Origin of the sequence: Bradyrhizobium murdochi, assembly GCF_000472965.1 — a bacterium.
GTDB lineage: Bacteria > Pseudomonadota > Alphaproteobacteria > Rhizobiales > Xanthobacteraceae > Bradyrhizobium > Bradyrhizobium murdochi.
Genome location: NZ_AXAU01000005.1, coordinates 153534 through 170199 on the forward strand (window position 1 = coordinate 153534; position 16666 = coordinate 170199).

18 protein-coding genes and 1 tRNA gene are annotated in these 16666 nt (G+C 63.3%); 14 read left to right on the top strand and 5 right to left on the bottom strand.

Annotated elements, in window-relative coordinates:
* Positions 1-56 precede the first annotated feature (56 nt).
* A complete protein-coding gene (locus tag YUO_RS0115285) occupies positions 57-782 on the bottom strand; it encodes an outer membrane protein (protein WP_028348060.1) in 726 nt (241 codons plus the stop codon).
* A gap of 222 nt (positions 783-1004) precedes the next feature.
* Positions 1005-1325 carry a helix-turn-helix domain-containing protein gene (locus YUO_RS0115290; RefSeq protein WP_028348061.1) on the bottom strand — a complete coding sequence of 107 codons (321 nt, stop codon included), beginning with the start codon at positions 1323-1325 and terminating at the stop codon, positions 1005-1007.
* A 101-nt stretch (positions 1326-1426) separates the two neighbouring features.
* Here YUO_RS0115290 and YUO_RS0115295 point away from each other — a divergent pair, with 101 nt between their 5' ends.
* Complete coding sequence (locus YUO_RS0115295) at positions 1427-1660, top strand: hypothetical protein (protein WP_156908637.1); 234 nt, start codon at positions 1427-1429, stop codon at positions 1658-1660.
* A gap of 16 nt (positions 1661-1676) precedes the next feature.
* Here the strand turns inward: YUO_RS0115295 and YUO_RS0115300 are convergent, their stop codons facing one another.
* Positions 1677-3140 carry a GH1 family beta-glucosidase gene (locus YUO_RS0115300; protein WP_028348063.1) on the bottom strand — a complete coding sequence of 488 codons (1464 nt, stop codon included), beginning with the start codon at positions 3138-3140 and terminating at the stop codon, positions 1677-1679.
* A gap of 12 nt (positions 3141-3152) precedes the next feature.
* Positions 3153-4124 (bottom strand): glycoside hydrolase family 16 protein, encoded by a 972-nt coding sequence (locus tag YUO_RS0115305; RefSeq protein WP_035726835.1) that lies wholly within the window; start codon positions 4122-4124, stop codon positions 3153-3155.
* 297 nt (positions 4125-4421) lie between these two features.
* Between YUO_RS0115305 and YUO_RS0115310 the strand changes: the two genes are divergently transcribed.
* Together YUO_RS0115310 and YUO_RS40795 are read left to right on the top strand one after the other, a co-directional pair.
* Positions 4422-5462 carry an HD-GYP domain-containing protein gene (locus YUO_RS0115310; RefSeq protein ID WP_028348065.1) on the top strand — a complete coding sequence of 347 codons (1041 nt, stop codon included), beginning with the start codon at positions 4422-4424 and terminating at the stop codon, positions 5460-5462.
* Positions 5463-5907: 445 nt separating this feature from the next.
* On the top strand, positions 5908-6672 hold the full coding sequence (locus YUO_RS40795; protein ID WP_063830297.1) for a Crp/Fnr family transcriptional regulator: 765 nt from the start codon (positions 5908-5910) through the stop codon (positions 6670-6672).
* 134 nt (positions 6673-6806) lie between these two features.
* On the opposite strand, the gene YUO_RS0115320 is transcribed toward YUO_RS40795, so the two are convergent.
* Positions 6807-6881, bottom strand: a tRNA-Thr gene (locus YUO_RS0115320).
* A 319-nt stretch (positions 6882-7200) separates the two neighbouring features.
* Here YUO_RS0115320 and YUO_RS40800 point away from each other — a divergent pair.
* The 11 genes from YUO_RS40800 (at position 7201) to yacG (ending at position 16662) form a co-directional block, all read left to right on the top strand.
* Entirely contained in the window at positions 7201-7419 is a 219-nt protein-coding gene (locus YUO_RS40800; protein WP_051379449.1) for a hypothetical protein, read from the top strand.
* A 73-nt stretch (positions 7420-7492) separates the two neighbouring features.
* Positions 7493-9199, top strand: coding sequence for an FAD-dependent oxidoreductase (locus YUO_RS0115330; RefSeq protein WP_028348066.1), 1707 nt, complete (start codon positions 7493-7495; stop codon positions 9197-9199).
* Between the two features lie 333 nt (positions 9200-9532).
* Positions 9533-10039 (top strand): hypothetical protein, encoded by a 507-nt coding sequence (locus YUO_RS0115335; protein WP_028348067.1) that lies wholly within the window; start codon positions 9533-9535, stop codon positions 10037-10039.
* 120 nt (positions 10040-10159) lie between these two features.
* The gene (locus YUO_RS0115340) at positions 10160-10984 is read left to right on the top strand and encodes an alpha/beta fold hydrolase (protein WP_028348068.1); all 825 of its coding nucleotides are present in this window, start codon (positions 10160-10162) and stop codon (positions 10982-10984) included.
* A 209-nt stretch (positions 10985-11193) separates the two neighbouring features.
* Positions 11194-12483 carry a UDP-N-acetylglucosamine 1-carboxyvinyltransferase gene (gene murA, locus YUO_RS0115345; RefSeq protein WP_028348069.1) on the top strand — a complete coding sequence of 430 codons (1290 nt, stop codon included), beginning with the start codon at positions 11194-11196 and terminating at the stop codon, positions 12481-12483.
* Between the two features lie 133 nt (positions 12484-12616).
* The gene (locus YUO_RS0115350) at positions 12617-13048 is read left to right on the top strand and encodes a DUF2948 family protein (protein WP_235782720.1); all 432 of its coding nucleotides are present in this window, start codon (positions 12617-12619) and stop codon (positions 13046-13048) included.
* Between the two features lie 195 nt (positions 13049-13243).
* Entirely contained in the window at positions 13244-14539 is a 1296-nt protein-coding gene (hisD, locus tag YUO_RS0115355; protein ID WP_028348071.1) for a histidinol dehydrogenase, read from the top strand.
* Positions 14536-15039, top strand: coding sequence for a UPF0262 family protein (locus YUO_RS0115360; RefSeq protein WP_028348072.1), 504 nt, complete (start codon positions 14536-14538; stop codon positions 15037-15039). The genes hisD and YUO_RS0115360 overlap by 4 nt, the downstream gene beginning before the upstream one ends.
* Before the next feature lie 26 nt (positions 15040-15065).
* A complete protein-coding gene (locus YUO_RS0115365) occupies positions 15066-15533 on the top strand; it encodes an arsenate-mycothiol transferase ArsC (protein WP_028348073.1) in 468 nt (155 codons plus the stop codon).
* A gap of 300 nt (positions 15534-15833) precedes the next feature.
* Positions 15834-16457 (top strand): Maf-like protein, encoded by a 624-nt coding sequence (locus tag YUO_RS0115370; protein ID WP_028348074.1) that lies wholly within the window; start codon positions 15834-15836, stop codon positions 16455-16457.
* A complete protein-coding gene (gene yacG / locus YUO_RS0115375; RefSeq protein ID WP_028348075.1) occupies positions 16447-16662 on the top strand; it encodes a DNA gyrase inhibitor YacG in 216 nt (71 codons plus the stop codon). The genes YUO_RS0115370 and yacG overlap by 11 nt, the downstream gene beginning before the upstream one ends.
* The last annotated feature ends 4 nt before the right edge of the window (positions 16663-16666 follow it).

Genomic DNA, 16666 nt, shown 5'->3' on the forward strand with positions numbered 1-16666 from the left:
AAAACAAAAAAGGCCGGCGTGAAAGCCGGCCTTCTGCAGTTCTCAGTTGAATGCGCTCAGTAGCGCGCCACCACGGGGCTCGCGAAGTTGAAGCGATAATTGACGCCGAGCTTCAGCGTGTGGTCGTCATTATGGAAGCTTCCGAACGGCACCAGCGCCGCAGGGGAAACAAATCGGCTGCTGCCGAAGTCGTAGTACATGTACTCGCCTTTGACTGCCCAGTTCGGGGCGAACATGTATTCGACGCCGGCGCCGACGGTGTAGCCGTGGCTGTGGTTGCCATCGAGCAGGAAGGGAATCGGCGCGCCGGCGAGCGTCAGCCGCTCGCGGTTGTCGGAATAGGCATAACCGCCCTTGACGTAGAGCAGACCCGCACCCCAGGTGTAGCCGATGCGGGCAGTGACCGAGCCGAGGCCGCGCTGATCATTGGTGTAGACGTAGCCGCCGGGGAAGGTGGCGGTGAGGTTATTCTTGCCGAGCCAGGAATACTGGCCCTCGGTGCCGAGCACCCAGTTCGGCGCGAACTGCCAATCGAGGCCGGCCTGAACGCCGCCGAGCAGGCGGGCGCTGGAGTCGCTCAGCACCGCGCCGTTGAAGTCGTGGCTACCGCTGAAGGCGCCGCCGAGATGGCCGCCGATATAGAAGCCGGTCCAGTTGTAGATCGTCGGCGCATAAGCGGGCGCCTTGTTGTAGTAGCGGCCAGCGCCGAGGTCGGCACCAGACGCGGGCGCGGCGGCGGTGAGGGCTGCGAAGGCCACGAGGGCGGCGAGAATCTTCTTCATTTTTGCTGTCTCCGAAAACCGTTCGGCGACACCGCGTGCCGGCGTCATCCATGGCGACGCAGATAGACAGCTTTTATCTAAAATGCTGTCACTCCGAGGTGACAGCGCTCCATAACCCAACCCATTGGCAGACAAACGCTTTTTGTACTTAATGAAGGCCTAATCAAAGGTAAGGAAAGGCTTAATTTTCGGGCGCCCGCGCAAGTCTCAGGCAAGCTTTGCTTAACCAATGCGGCGGCGCACGTCGCTGCGCATCTGCTCGCGGAAGGCTTGCCGCCGCGCCGGGCGATCTTTCACCGGCACGTCGTGGCGGTCGAACACGTTGAACATTTCGAGGATCGGGTAGTGGTCGCTGGCCATCGCCAGGATGCGCAGCAGCTCCGCGACCGGGCCGGTCGGCCCGGTGACCTCCCATTTACGGATGGTGTCGGCGCCATCCGCGGCCGGCAATCCGCAGAGCTTGGCCATGTCGGCCACCGACAGCGGCTGGCCGATGGCCTCACCGAGATGCTCGCGAAGTTTCTTCAGTTCGGCTCCGGTCACGGGTTCTCCATTACAAATCGACATCTGTGAAGTGCGTCACACACCCGGTCAGGCCCGGGGTCTATAGGCAGCCTATTAGGTTTCCTGATGAGGAGGTAACCATGCGCCGATTACTTGAAAGCCTTACCCCCCAGGCCCGCCAGATGTATTGGAAATGGGTCGGCGGCATGTTCGCCCTTTATGTCGTGCTGATGCTTACGGCTGCAGGCGTATTCGTCAGTCACGATTCATCGCGAAAACTGGCGCATGAACTCGCCACGACTGTGGCAACCGACAGCAAGCAGCGGCCCATAACCGAGGTCCCGGCGTCAATCCGGCAGGCCGCGAGGTATTGAGGCCGGCTGCCGGCGTTCAGACGCCGATCGCGTTCCGCGCTACCACGTCGCGATAGAAGGCAACGCTCAGTTTCGGCGTCCGGCGCTGCGTCTCGAAGTCGACGTGGTAGAGCCCGAAGCGCTTCTCGTAGCCATAGATCCATTCGAAATTGTCCATCAGGCTCCAGAGGAAGTAGCCGCGGACAGGCACGCCCTCCGACGTCGCGCGCTGCAATTGCCGCAAGTAATTGCGCAGATACATGATGCGATCGAGGTCGTAGACTTGGCCGTCGGCGCGAAGCTTGTCTTCCGACGAGGTGCCGTTCTCGCTGATATAGATAGTCTCGATGTTCCAGACCTTTGCCGCCAGCCGCGGCGCCCAGTAGATCGTCTCCGGCCCCACGCGCAGCCATTCCGAATTCATGTGTGGGAATGAGCCGGGGAAGGGCAGCACGCTCCAGCCAGGCGGCTTGTCGGAAGCGGCGATATAGAACTGCGGCGCGTAGATGTTGAGGCCGACGAAATCGTTCGGCTGCGAAATGATCTTCAATTCATCTGCGGTGAATTTCGGCGCGTTCTTGCCGGCGAACTGCAGAAAGCCTTCGGTGTATTTGCCTTCCAGGATGACGCCGAGAAAGCCTGAGTTCAATTCGCGCGTCGCTATCTCGGCCGCGCGAACGTTTTCCGGCGTGTCGAACGCCGGCACGCAGGCCGCGATGTTTTCTGCCGGTCCCACCTTGGTGCCTTTGCGTCCATGGGCGCGGATCGCCTGCACGGCGAGGCCATGCGCCAATGCAACATGGTGGCGGACCTGGTTGACCTCCGCATCGGGCAGTTTGAGCCCGGGGGCATCGATGCCCCATCCATAGCCGAAATTCACGAACCTTCCGGCTTCGTTGATCGTGAAGATCGACCGGACGCGATCGGAAAGGCGCGCCGCCACATGGCCGGCATAGTCGCCGAACGCTTTTGAGGTTTCGCTGGATCGCCAGCCGCCGACCTTGTCCTCGAGCGTCTGCGGCAGGTCCCAGTGATAAAGCGTGCCGTATGGTTCGATGCCGTTCTTGAGGAGTTCGTCGACGAGGCGGTCGTAGAAGTCGAGGCCCTTCGGGTTCGGTTTGCCCGTTCCTTCCGGAAAAACCCGCGGCCAGGCGATCGAAAACCGGTAAGCCCTCGCGCCCAATTCCCTGATCAGGCCGATGTCTTCCTTGTAGCGGTGATAGTGTTCGTTGGCGCGGTCGCCGCTGGTGCCGTCCTCGATCTTGCCGGGCGTGTGCGAGAACGTATCCCAGATCGAGCGGCCGCGGCCGTCTTCGTTCACGGCGCCCTCGATCTGATAGGCCGACGTCGCGGTGCCCCAGACGAAGTCTTTCGGAAAGCTCGCCGGCGCGGGCCGGTCGGGTGCCGCTTGCGCGGCGGCATCGGCTTGCGCTGCGGCAACGCCCAGCGCGGATAAGCCCGCAAGCTTTGCAAAATGCCGGCGCGAGAATTTTCCGAACATCGTTGTCTCCGGTCAGCGTTCGTCGATTTGGTAAGCGGATATCCTGTCGATCTCGAATGCGACAATATTGGGAGATTCGCCATCGACGAATCCGACGCCCTCGAGAGTCTTCGAGCCCATCGCAAGGTTCACGATCATGTACATGGGTTCGTAGAAGCCGACCGGGACCTTGATCTCGGAGACCGGCTGTCGGTCGATGAAATAGGTTATGCGATCCGGCTGCCACAGCACGCCATAGTCGTGGAATGCGGTCGGGGCGTCCGGCACAATGAAGTCAAACCCGCAGCGTTCCACGCGCTGCGTCTCCGGTATCCGCCAATGCGTCGTCATCACGATGTCGCCCGGCCGTTGCCCGCGGCCCTCCATGATGTCGACTTCCGGCGGCCAGCCGCCGTCATCGGCGAGCATCCAGAATGCCGGCCACACGCCGGTGCCGACCGGCACCTTGGCGCGGATTTCGAAATATCCGTACTTCTGGGCAAACCGGCTCTGGGTCGTCAGGATGCCCGAGATATATTCATTATTGAACAGCACGGTCTTCAGCGCTGGCGGGGTCCGGCTGGCTATAATCGAGAGAACGCCGTCTTTGACCTTGAACGGATCGAGGCCGAGCGGCGTTGTTTCGCGCCCGCCATAACGCGGATCGACATAGATCTGCTGTTCGCCATTGTAGCTGGTCTTGCGCCTGAAGTCGGAGCCCTCGCCACCCCAGTAACGCGCTTCCGGCCAGGCAGCGCCGCCGGCGTAGTACGGCGCCCATCTATCATCCAGCAGCGGATGGGTATCGAAATCGTCGTGGAAGGTCCGGTGCAGCGATACCGATGCGAACGATGCGGGGTTCGGCGCCTCGACGCGGCGGCAGCGCTCGCCGAGCATGGCGGTCGCAACCTGCAGCGTGAGTTTGGTCGTCGCGCCGGCGAGATCGGCCTGCGCGAACGCCGGTCCGGCGGACAGGTAGCCTGTCAGCGCCAAAGCGCACAGCATCAATCTCTTGGTCCGCCGTTCGCTTCGCGCCGACAGGAGATCATTCACTGACGATACCCTCTGATGGCTTCGGACGAACGGTATGCATACCTCGTTTGAGGTACGTAGTTATACGGGGTGAATACTTAACGGCAAGGTAGCCCTGATGTCCAAGAATGTGGAGCGTTAGAGCGCCTGATGCCGACGGCGCCGAGTGCGGGCTCGGCCTTTCGAACCATCGATCGTTCAATTTGTTTTCAGTTCTTCAAGGTTGAGAGACGGTTTCTTCAATATTGGTGCGTACGGACTTTTCTCGAGATGCTCGTCTATTTTGTCACAGACGAACCGACGAAGTTGCCGGCGATTCGTGCGATGTTCGAGCCGCAGCACGCCGTGGTACCTTGGTTGCTGGGCGGCGACGGCACACGGATCAGGGCGCATGGCGTGCTGATGGTCGACGTTGACCTGCGGCAGATGTCACGCGTCGATCAGCTCAGGTTCATATTGCAGGACCTCACCGGCATCCCCGAGAAACTGTTCGTCGTTCACAATCTCCCGCGTTCGATGGTGTCGCAGGCCTATGCGCTCGGCGCGACTGCGGTCCTTTCACGCGCCAAGGAAGCAATTCCCAAGGTTGCGCAGATCGAAGCGGCGGAAGCAGCCGCCGAGGGCAATGCCGCAGTTCCGGCATCGGAGATGGACGAGGGTGTGGCCGCCTTCGCCTCGATGTTTTCGAATGTGCGTCTTGGCAGGCCGGTGAAAGTTGCGGATGCGAAGCGTGCGACGTCGAAGATCATCCAGCGCGTCGGGCAGGATGGCCTTTCGGCATGGCTCGACGAGGTGCGCCGCTATCACGAGGGCACGTTTCAGCATTGCCTGCTCGTCACCGGCGTCGCGGTCGGCTTCGCGCTTGATATCGGGTTCTCCGGCACAGATGTATCGCGGCTCGGAATAGCGGCGACCCTTCACGACATCGGCAAGGCGCGCATCCCGCTGTCGATTTTGGACAAGCCCGGACGCCTCGACCCTGACGAGGAGGAGATCATCAAGCGCCACCCCGCGATCGGATATGAACTGCTGAAGGGCGTATCCGGCATCAGCCCGGAGATTCTGGACGGCGTGAGGCACCATCACGAATATCTTGACGGCTCCGGCTATCCGGACGGATTGAAGGCCTCGCAGATTTCCGATCTGGTCCGGTTGCTGACGATCTCGGACATCTTCGCCGCGCTCATCGAGTCGAGGTCATACCGGCCGCCAATGCCGCGGCCCGCCGCCTACCAGATCCTGTGCGGCATGGAGGGCAAGCTGGAAGGATCGCTGGTCAGGGCGTTCCGCAACGTCGCACTCGGGGCGTGATCCACCGAGAAATAGCCGGAATCTCGAGGATGCTTCCCAAGCGAAGCTGGCGATTTTGTTGGACGGGATGGATGCTGCCAGACGCCGCTCCGTTAGATCGCTCTTTAATCGACGACACTCACCGCGTTGCTGTCGGCCCGTTTATGTCAAAAACAAAGCGGAACAAGGAACCGGTGGCCGACCTTGGCGGAACTCGACCAGCGGTCCTGAGGGCTGGTGTCGAAGCGGTTCCCCGATCGCCTGCGACGCCGCATCAAAGGTTCGCCGTACCTTTACCGGCGCGGCGCGGTAGGGTACTCAGCAAGTGTCGTATCCAAGAAGGCTGCTCAAAGCCGGCACGATACATGATGAAAGTGGGGCTAGTGTCGGCGCAGCGCAGAAGACATTCTTGCCAAATAGATTCCACGAGAGCTCCGTGTTCTTCTGAGGGAAGAAGTCGCTCGTGATGGGCCGTCCGGCGAGTGCCGGTAATCGTCTTCTCGCCGCGTTGCCTCCGGCAGACCTCGCGTTGCTCGCGCCTCATCTCCAAAAGGTGTCGCTCGAACAGGACGCCGTGGTGATACGAGCGGGCGATCGACGCCACCATGTTTACTTTCCCCATAGCGGGGCCATCTCCTTCATGCTCGGCCTTCCGAACGGAGAAACGATCGCAACCGCGGTAATCGGGCGCGAGGGAGCGATCGGCGCATTGTCGGTGCTGGGACCCTCTTTCTTGTCGTCCGTGACCGCGGTCGTGCGGGTGGGCGGCACCGCATCGCAAATCTCCGTGTCGCGGTTTCATGAAGCCTACATGAAGAGCGGCGCCATCAGACATGTGGTCGAGGCGCACACAAGGTCGATACTCATGCAGTTCCAGCACGTCTCAGCCTGCAACGGACTGCACTCGGTCGAAGCCCGCATGGCCCGGTGGCTGCTTCACCTGCACGATCGAACCGAGGGCAACAACATCCTATCATTAACGCAGGGGACACTTTCGCAGTTGCTCGGGGTGCGACGAACGACCGTGACGCAGGTGATTGCCAAACTCCGCGCCTTGGGTGCCATCAGATCCGCTCGGCGGGGCTTGGTCGAAATCGACAGGCCGCGGCTCGAGGAAGCAACGTGCGAATGCTACGACATCATACGTAGTGCAACCGATCGGATCGTCCCGGATGAAGCCGTGGGGTCGCACCCGCATTTTGCATCGGCCGACAAACTCCACGGTGTATGATCGGTTTCAAGCTTACATAAGCTCCTACAGACGGGCACGACGACGCGCAAGCAATCGCAATGTTTTCGAGGAAGCGAATGACCGCTCGCAACCCGACGCGCGGGGCCTTGTTGCTGATGTTTCAGAGGAAAAGATGGTGCTGCCAGACAGGATTGAACTGTCGACCTCTCCATTACCAATGGAGTGCTCTACCACTGAGCTACGGCAGCATGCCCGGTATTCAGGGAATCGGCCCTAAGGCCCCTACAGGCGGCCGGTTCTTGCCACAAGGGCCCTTCTGGTGCAAGCGCGCGGGTAGGCTGGGAAAGCACCAAAATGGGGTAAAAATCGTTCCAAGGATCAGGACCCGGCGCAATTGGGCAACTTCGGGCCTTGCTCTGGTTCCCGATCTTGCCTTGAGTGGCCGAATCCTGGCTTCCGCTACTTGCTGCGGCGGTTCGGGACCGTGGCCGGGCGCGATTGCGGCATGGCTGATCGAAAGCGACTATCTTCGAATGGCGGCGTTGCTGACGCCGTTTTGAGCAAGACATGTTCGGCGGACTGACGATGAAGGGTGATCAAGGCAAGGGCGCAGGAAAGACCGGCGCCGATATGAAGGATTCACGACGGGACCGGTTGAAGCTGGCGCTGCGCGAAAATCTCAAGCGGCGGAAGTCGCAGGCGCGCGGGCGCAGTGATCTCGGCGCATCTTCCGAAAGCCCCAATGCGTCCCTAGATGACGCCAGCGGAGAAAAGCCGGGCCAGTAGCGCAGACGGAATCCCGATCGCTCGCCGGGCGGCCTGACAATTCTTTGCAGTTGTTGTTTCCTGGGTGGCGATCATGAGTGCAGACATCACGGCCGGTCCGGCGACCGGCGCGGCTTCCACTGCGTTTCCACGTTACGAACAGACATTCCCGGCGCTCACCGATCACGAAATCGCGCGCATGCGCCGGTTCGGGGAGCTTCGGACCTACAAGGACGGCGAAACGCTGTTCGAGACCGGCAAGGTCGGCCCCGGCATGTTCGTGGTGCTGTCGGGCACGGTAGCGATTACCCAGCGCGATGGCCTCGGCCATATCACGCCCGTCATCGACCAGGGCCCGGGACAGTTTCTGGCCGAGATCGGACAGCTCTCCGGGCGCGTCGCGCTGGTCGACGGCCATGCCGAGGGCGATGTCGAAACGCTGCTGATCCAGCCGGACCAATTGCGCGCGCTTTTGGTCGCGGAGGCCGAACTCGGCGAGCGCATCATGCGCGCGCTGATCCTGCGCCGGGTCAGCCTGATCCAGGGCGGCGTCGGCGGGCCGGTGCTGATCGGCCCGGCCTCCCTCGGCGACACCGCGCGGTTGCAGAATTTCTTGGCGCGCAACGGCCAGCCGCACCACGTGCTCGATCCCGCAAGCGATAAGGACGCGGCCGATCTCGTCGCGCGCTATGCCACCTCGCGGGCCGATCTGCCGCTGGCGGTGTGTCCTGACGGTACCGTGCTGCGCAATCCGTCGGAGACGGAGCTGGCGCTGGCGGTTGGCATGATCACCAACCATGCGCATGAGAGGCTCTATGATGTGGCGGTGGTCGGCGGCGGTCCCGCCGGTCTTGCCACTGCGGTCTATGCCGCCTCCGAAGGATTGTCGGTGGCCGTATTCGACGCGCGGGCGTTCGGCGGCCAAGCCGGCGCCAGCGCGCGCATCGAAAACTATCTTGGTTTTCCAACCGGCATTTCGGGGCAGGCGCTCGCCGGTCGCGCCTACAATCAGGCGCAGAAATTCGGCGCCGAGATGCTGATCCCGGTTTCGATCCGGTCGCTGGATTGCTCGCAGCGCGACGGCGTGTTCGCGCTGGCCACCGAATGCGGGCAGTCGCTGCGCGCCAAATCCATCGTGGTGGCGAGCGGGGCGCGTTACCGGCGGCCGGAGATCGAAAATCTCGACGCGTTCGAAGGCCGCGGCGTCTGGTACTGGGCCTCGCCGATCGAGGCCAAGCTGTGCGTGGGCCAGGATGTCGTGTTGGTCGGCGGCGGCAATTCCGCCGGCCAGGCCGCGGTGTTTCTGTCCGGCCATGCGCGCAAGGTCTACATGATCATCCGCGGCGGCGGGCTGGGCGCCAGCATGTCACGCTATCTCATCGAACGGATCGAGGCGGCGCCCAATATCGAACTCGTCTTCAACGCCGAGGTGATTGCGGTCGAAGGCGGCGGCGACGGATCGCTCGAGCGCGTGCGCTGGAAGAGCCGGCTGGCGCCCGAACAGCACAGTTTTGATGTGCGTAACCTTTTTCTGTTCGTCGGCGCCGACCCGGCGACCCATTGGCTGGACGGCTGCGGCGTCACGCTCGACCGTGCGGGCTTTGTGGTGACGGGGGCGCAGTCCGAGCAGAATCTCGGCCGCCCGGTGCCGGCCCTGGAAACCTCGGTGCCCGGCGTGTTCGCGGTCGGCGACGTGCGCTCCGGCTCGGTCAAACGCGTCGGCGGCGCGATCGGTGAGGGCGCGCAGGTGGTGGCCGCGCTGCATGGCTATCTCGCCGACGCCGCGAAGCCGTCGCCATGATCCGGCGTGGCTGCTGTCATCTGCGACAGAAGTGCAAATATTTCGTGCGTGCATCAAATAATTTTTGTTGATGTGCCTTCAGTCACGCACATGCCTGCCTTGCCGAAGGCCGCACGCGATGCGTGTGGAAATTGTTCGCGCCGCGTCGTAACGTTTAGCTTACTGCGTCATAAGCCCCTCATGGTGAGGAGCGCGAAGCGCGTCTCGAACCATGAGGCCCTGACTGTGGCCTACATCCTTCGAGACGCTCGCTTCTCGCGGGCTCCTCAGGATGAGGGTTTGAGCGGCTATGACGCAGTAGAGCTAGGTGGTTTCCAACGAAGGGGGCGCATCATGATTTTAGGTATGAGTTTGGCGACATTCGTTCTCGTGCACGTCATCATCAGCCTGATCGCCATCGTTGCGGGAATCATCGTGATGTTCGGGATGCTCGGCTCGAAGCGGATGCCGGGCCTGACCGCGATCTTCCTGGTGTTCACGATCCTGACCAGCGCGTCAGGATTTCCGATTCCGCCTCTGCTGTCCGAAAAACTGCTGCCGTCGCATATGATCGGCATTCTCTCGCTGGTGCTGCTGGCAATCGCCTGTTTTGCGCTTTACGGCATGAAGCTCAACGGTGCCTGGCGCTGGATCTACGCGCTGACCGCGCTGGTCTCGCTCTATCTCAACGTGTTCGTGCTGGTGATCCAGTCCTTCCTCAAAGTGCCGGCGCTGCATGCGCTGGCGCCGAGCGTGCCGCCGGCCGAGCCGCCGTTCGCCATCGTCCAGGGCATCGTGTTGGTCTTCTTCGTCGTCGTGATCATCGGCGTGATCCGGAGATACCGGCCGACGCCGACATAGGCCGGGCTCTGGTATCATCTGCCGAGGCCAGTCCGCACATCGCAATAAACCAGGTCAGCTTCCCGGGCTACGCAATGACGCGTGCTCGGGGATGACGGCACAACAAGAGGAGAATTCGTAATGCCCACCATCACCACCAAAGACGGCGTCGAGATCTTCTACAAGGATTGGGGCAAGGGTCAGCCCATCGTGTTCAGCCACGGCTGGCCGCTGTCGGCGGACGATTGGGATGCGCAGATGCTGTTCTTCCTCAACAACGGCTTTCGGGTCATCGCCCATGACCGCCGCGGCCACGGCCGCTCCAGCCAGGTGGCCGACGGCCACGACATGGATCACTATGCCGACGACCTTGCGGCGCTGACGGCGCATCTCGATCTCAAAGGCGCCGTTCACGTCGGCCATTCCACCGGCGGCGGCGAGGTGGTGCATTACATCGCCCGCCACGGCGAGAGCCGGGTGGCAAAGGCGGCAATCCTCAGCGCCGTGCCGCCGCTGATGGTGCAGACCGCTAGCAACCCGGGCGGACTGCCCAAGGAAGTGTTTGACGGGTTTCAGGCGCAGCTCGCCGCGAGCCGCACGAACTTCTATCGCGACATCGCGGCCGGTCTATTCTACGGCTACAACCGGCCGGGCGCGAAGCCGTCGGAAGCGGTGATCGAGAACTGGTGGCGCCAGGGCATGATGGGCGGTGCGAAAGCGCACTACGACGGCATCGTCGCCTTCTCGCAGACCGACTTCACCGAGGACCTCAAGAAGATCAACGTGCCGGTCTTGGTGATGCACGGCGACGACGACCAGATAGTTCCTTACGAAGACTCCGCGCCGCTGTCGGCGAAGCTTCTGAAGAACGGCACGCTGAAGACCTACAAGGGTTTTCCGCACGGCATGCCGACTACGGAGGCGGCGACGATCAACGCCGATTTGCTGGCGTTTATCCGGTCGTGAAGCTTGGTCATTCCGGGATGCGCCTTTTGGCGCAGGCCCGGAATCCATTGGGCCGCAAGCGCTAGAGGAAAAATGGGGTTCCGGGCTCGCGCTTCGCGCGCCCCGGAATGACGACGGCTGTTTTGCCCACCCCATCAAATCGCCGCAAATATCGCCGCTTCTGCTGCAGACGTACCCGTTCATAAATTGTGCACAGCAGAGGGCATGGCATGGACCGCATTCGTATTGTCGGCGGCAGCAAGCTCAACGGCACCATCGAGATTTCGGGCGCGAAGAACGCTGCCCTGCCGCTGATGATCGCGGCGCTGCTCACGGAGGAAACGCTCATCCTCGACAACGTGCCGCGGCTTGCCGACGTCGCGCAGTTGCAGCGCATCCTCGGCAACCATGGCGTCGACATCATGTCGGCGGGCAAGCGGCAGGGCGACGGCCAGTATCAGGGCCAGACCCTGCACATCTCCGCCGCCAACATCATCGACACGACCGCGCCTTACGAGCTGGTGTCGCGGATGCGCGCCAGCTTCTGGGTGATCGCGCCGCTATTGGCGCGCATGCATGAAGCGAAAGTCTCGCTGCCGGGCGGCTGCGCCATCGGTACGCGGCCGGTCGATCTCCTGATCATGGCGCTGGAGAAGCTCGGCGCTGAACTCGCCATCGACGGCGGCTATGTGGTGGCGAAAGCGCCCGGCGGCCTGCGCGGGGCTGCGATCGATTTTCCCAAGGTGACGGTGAGCGGCACCCATGTCGCGCTGATGGCGGCAACGCTGGCCAAGGGCACGACTGTTATCACCAACGCCGCCTGCGAGCCCGAAATCACCGACGTTGCCGACTGCCTGAACAAGATGGGCGCGCGCATCACCGGCGCCGGCACGCCGCGGATCGTGGTCGAGGGCGTCGAGAAGCTGCATGGCGCGCGGCACACGGTGCTGCCTGACCGGATCGAAGCCGGCACCTATGCGATGGCCGTCGCCATGACCGGCGGCGACGTGCAGCTTTCCGGCGCCCGCCCCGAACTCTTGCAGTCGGCGCTCGACGTGCTGGCGCAAGCCGGCGCCAAGATTACCGTCAACAATGACGGCATTCGTGTCGCCAGAAACGGCGGCCCGATAAAGCCGGTGACGGTGTCGACCGCGCCGTTCCCCGGTTTTCCGACCGACCTGCAGGCGCAATTGATGGCGCTGATGGCCTGCGCCGGCGGTTCCTCGCAGATCACCGAAACCATCTTCGAGAACCGCTTCATGCATGTGCAGGAACTGGCGCGGTTCGGTGCGCGGATATCGCTGGACGGCGAGACCGCGACCATCGACGGCGTCGCAAAGCTGCGCGGCGCGCCTGTCATGGCGACCGATTTGCGGGCGTCGGTTTCGCTTGTTATCGCAGGCCTTGCCGCCGAGGGCGAAACCATGGTCAACCGCATCTATCACCTCGACCGTGGATTCGAACGGCTGGAGGAAAAACTTTCGGCCTGCGGTGCGTTGATCCAGCGCATCAGCGACTAAAGCATGATCCGGAAAAGTGGAAACTGGTTTTCCGAAGAGATCATGCTCAAACAAGGAGATGAGATCATGCTGCGATTTGCATAATCGCATCATGATCTAGATCGAGGATCTTATGCCGGCGGACCCGCTCAAAATGATTGCGCTCGACGCCGACGATCTCGCCGTCATATCGGCCCATGTGCAGGATGCCCGCGTGCTGGCCTCCGATATCGTCTGGCGGCAGGGCGAAAAGCGGCTGGTGGTCGGCATGAGCCGACTGGACTGGGAGCAGACGCTGTCGGGCGGAACCGAACCGCGCCGCCTGATCGCGGCATTGCGCTTCGACCGGGTGCTGGCCTGCAAATCGCGCAACATCGATCTGCAGCAGCCCACCGCGATGCTGGAACTGGTCGGGATCGAATTCCACCCGGGCGAGGCCCCTGGCGGCAGCGCGCTTCTCCTGTTCAGCCATGGCGAGGCGCTGCGGCTGGACCTCGAGTGCCTGGAATGCGAGCTGACCGACCTCGGCACCGACGATCTCGGCACCAGCGACCTGGCGATAGTGCCCCTGGGGCCGGAGGGGTGACTCCGCAGCCGTAGGGGTGGGCAAAGGCGCGTCTTCGCGCCGTGCCCACCATTTTCGATGCCGCAAGCCGCCATTTTGGTGGGCTCACTTCGCTCAGCACACCCTACGGCTCCGGTTTCCCGGTGAGCGAGGGTTGACGGCCCTTGGCCGCCGCGCCATTGAGCAGGGGCCTCCGATGTCTCTCAGAAAGCCGCCATGCCCGTCCGCCTGGATACCAGCAGCGCCGATTTCGGTTCACGATTCAAGCAATTCCTCGCCGCCAAGCGCGAGGTGTCGGCCGATGTCGAGCGCGCCACACGGGCGATTGTGGATGACGTGGCCGCGCGCGGCGACGCCGCCCTGATCGAGGCGACCAGGAAATTCGACCGGCTTGAACTCGATGCAGCCGGCCTGCGCGTGACCGCAGCCGAGATCGACGCCGCCGTGAAGGCCTGCGATGCCGCGACCGTCGACGCGCTGAAATTCGCCCGCGACCGGATCGAGGCGTTCCACCAGCGGCAGTTACCGAAGGACGAGCGCTTCACCGATGCGCTCGGCGTCGAGCTCGGCTGGCGCTGGAGCTCGGTCGATGCGGTCGGCCTCTACGTGCCCGGCGGCACCGCGGCCTATCCGTCCTCGGTGTTGATGAACGCGGTGCCGGCCAAGGTCGCCGGCGTGCCGCGCGTCGTCATGGTGGTGCCGTCGCCGGACGGCAAGCTCAATCCGCTGGTGCTCGCGGCCGCCCATCTCGGCGGCGTCTCCGAAATCTATCGCGTCGGCGGCGCGCAGGCGGTGGCGGCGCTGGCCTATGGCACGGCGACGATTGCGCCGGTGGCCAAGATCGTCGGCCCTGGCAATGCCTATGTCGCCGCCGCCAAGCGGCAGGTGTTCGGCAAGGTCGGCATCGACATGATCGCCGGCCCCTCGGAAGTGCTCGTCATCGCCGACGCGACCTCCAATGCCGGCTGGATCGCCGCCGATCTGCTGGCGCAGGCCGAGCATGACGCCAGCGCGCAGTCGATCCTGATCACCGACAGCGCAGACCTGGCCACCGAGGTCGAGCGCGCGGTGGAATCGCAACTCGCGACGCTGTCCCGCGCCGAGATCGCGCGGGCCTCGTGGAACGATTTTGGCGCCATCATCATGGTGAAACAGCTCGACGAAGCGGTGGAGCTGGCCAATGCGATCGCGGCCGAACATCTCGAAATCATGACCGCGGATGCCGAAGCGCTCTCCGCAAAGGTCCGCAACGCTGGCGCGATTTTTCTCGGCCCCCACACACCGGAAGCGATCGGCGATTATGTCGGCGGCTCCAACCACGTGCTGCCGACCGCGCGCTCGGCGCGGTTTTCGTCCGGGCTCGGCGTGCTAGACTTCATGAAGCGCACTTCGATTCTCAAATGCGGGCCGGACCAGTTGCGCGCGCTGGGGCCCGCCGCGATGACCTTGGGCAAGGCCGAGGGTTTGGATGCCCATTCACGCTCCGTCGGATTGCGCCTCAATTTGCCATGAACAAGCCGCCGCCAGACGATGACCAGCACAACCGCATCGTCGCGGTGACGCTCGACGAGGAATCGATCGGGCGTTCCGGCCCCGATATCGAGCACGAGCGGGCGATTGCGATCTACGACCTGATCGAGCAGAACCTGTTCGCGCCGGAAGGGACGGTGCAGGGGCCGTACACGCTGCACATCGCCATCACCGGCAACCGGCTGATGTTCGACATCCGCCACGAGGACGGCACGCCCGTGGTGGCGCATTTGTTGTCGCTGACGCCGTTCCGGCGGATCGTGAAGGACTATTTCATGATCTGCGACAGCTACTATCAGGCGATCCGCACCGCCACGCCTGACAAGATCGAGGCGATCGACATGGGCCGCCGCGGCATCCATGACGAAGGCTCGCGCACGCTGCAGGAGCGGCTGAAGGGCAAGGTCCGCATCGATTTCGAAACCGCCCGCCGCCTGTTCACGCTGATCTGCGTGCTGCACTGGAAGGGGCAGGACGCATGATGTCGCACGGCCGGATTTCCTGACGCATGGAGGCGCCGCCCCGCGCGCGCAATCCGCAGGCCGTGCTGTTCGCATGTGGGCTGAACAGCGTGCGCTCGCCGATGGCGGCGAGCCTGTTGCAGCAGATGTTTCCGCAAGGACTCTATGTGAAATCCGCCGGGGTCAAGAAGGGCGAGCTCGATCCGTTCGCGGTCGCCGTGATGGCCGAGCTCGGCCAGGATATTTCCGGCCACAAGCCGACGACGTTCGAGGAGCTCGAGGATTGGGAAGGGCTCAATTTCGACCTCATCATCACGCTGTCGCCGGAAGCCCACCACAAGGCGCTCGAGCTGACGCGCACGCATGCCGCCGATGTCGAATACTGGCCGACGCCGGACCCGACCGACGCCGAAGGCAACCGCGAGCAAAAGCTCGCCGCCTATCGCGATGTCTGCGACGGCCTATCGATGCGCATCCGCCGCCGCTTCGCCAAAGCAGGCGCCGCGAGCGGGTAAATGGTCGCCCGCGTTTCCCGGGTGGCTTCGTCTAAACCCTCCCCTGGAGGGGTCCGAGCGAGTTCTGCTCGTCTCGGACCCCTCCAGGGGAGGGTGAGCCCAGCGATTCGAGGAAGTGCCAGTCGCGGTCACTGTCATTCCTATGACAACCGCCTGTGGTTATGGGTCCCTGCGTTCGCAGGGACGACGGAAGAATCAAAGTCCTTACAATCACTTGTTCCCCGGTTGTGGAATGGAGTGCCTTCCGATAGGTTCCGCGCGCGCGATCCACCCGAATCCCTATCTCCCCGACAAACCAGCATGCTTGGCCGTCCCAAACTCGTTCTTGCTTCCGGTTCGCCGCGCCGGCTCAGCCTGCTCAACCAGGCCGGCATCGAGCCTGATGCGCTGCGCCCGGCCTATGTCGACGAGACCCCGAAGCGGGGCGAGCTGCCGCGCGCCTGCGCCAATCGGCTGGCGCGGGCCAAGGCCGATGCGGCGCTGAAATCGGTCCACCTTGACGATGAGCTGCGCGGCGCCTTCATCCTGGCCGCCGATACCGTGGTCGCGGTCGGCCGCCGCATTCTGCCCAAGGCCAATCTGGTCGACGAAGCCGCGCAGTGCCTGCGGCTGCTCTCGGGGCGCAATCACCGCGTCTACACCGCGATCTGCCTGGTGACGCCGAAGGAGGCGTTCCGCCAGCGCCTGATCGAAACTCGCGTGCGCTTCAAGCGTTTGAGCGAGGATGACATCCAGGCCTATATCGGCTCCGGCGAATGGCGCGGCAAAGCCGGCGGCTATGCCGTGCAGGGCATCGCCGGCTCCTTCGTGGTCAAGATGGTCGGCTCCTACAGCAACGTCGTTGGGCTGCCGCTCTACGAATCGGTCACGCTGCTCGGCGGGGAGGGCTTCCCGATCCGCTTCGGCTGGCTCAATGCCAGTTGACGGCCCCAAGGACGGCTCGAGGGACGGCCCGAAGGACACCGGCGCGCCCAAGCCGCCGAAACCTTGCCCGGTCTGCGGCAAGCCGGCCGACCCGGCCACGCTGCCATTCTGTTCCAAACGCTGCCGCGACGTCGACTTGAACCGCTGGCTCTCCGGCCGCTATGTCATCCCCGGCCGCCCGACCGATCCCGAAGACGCCGAATAGCCGA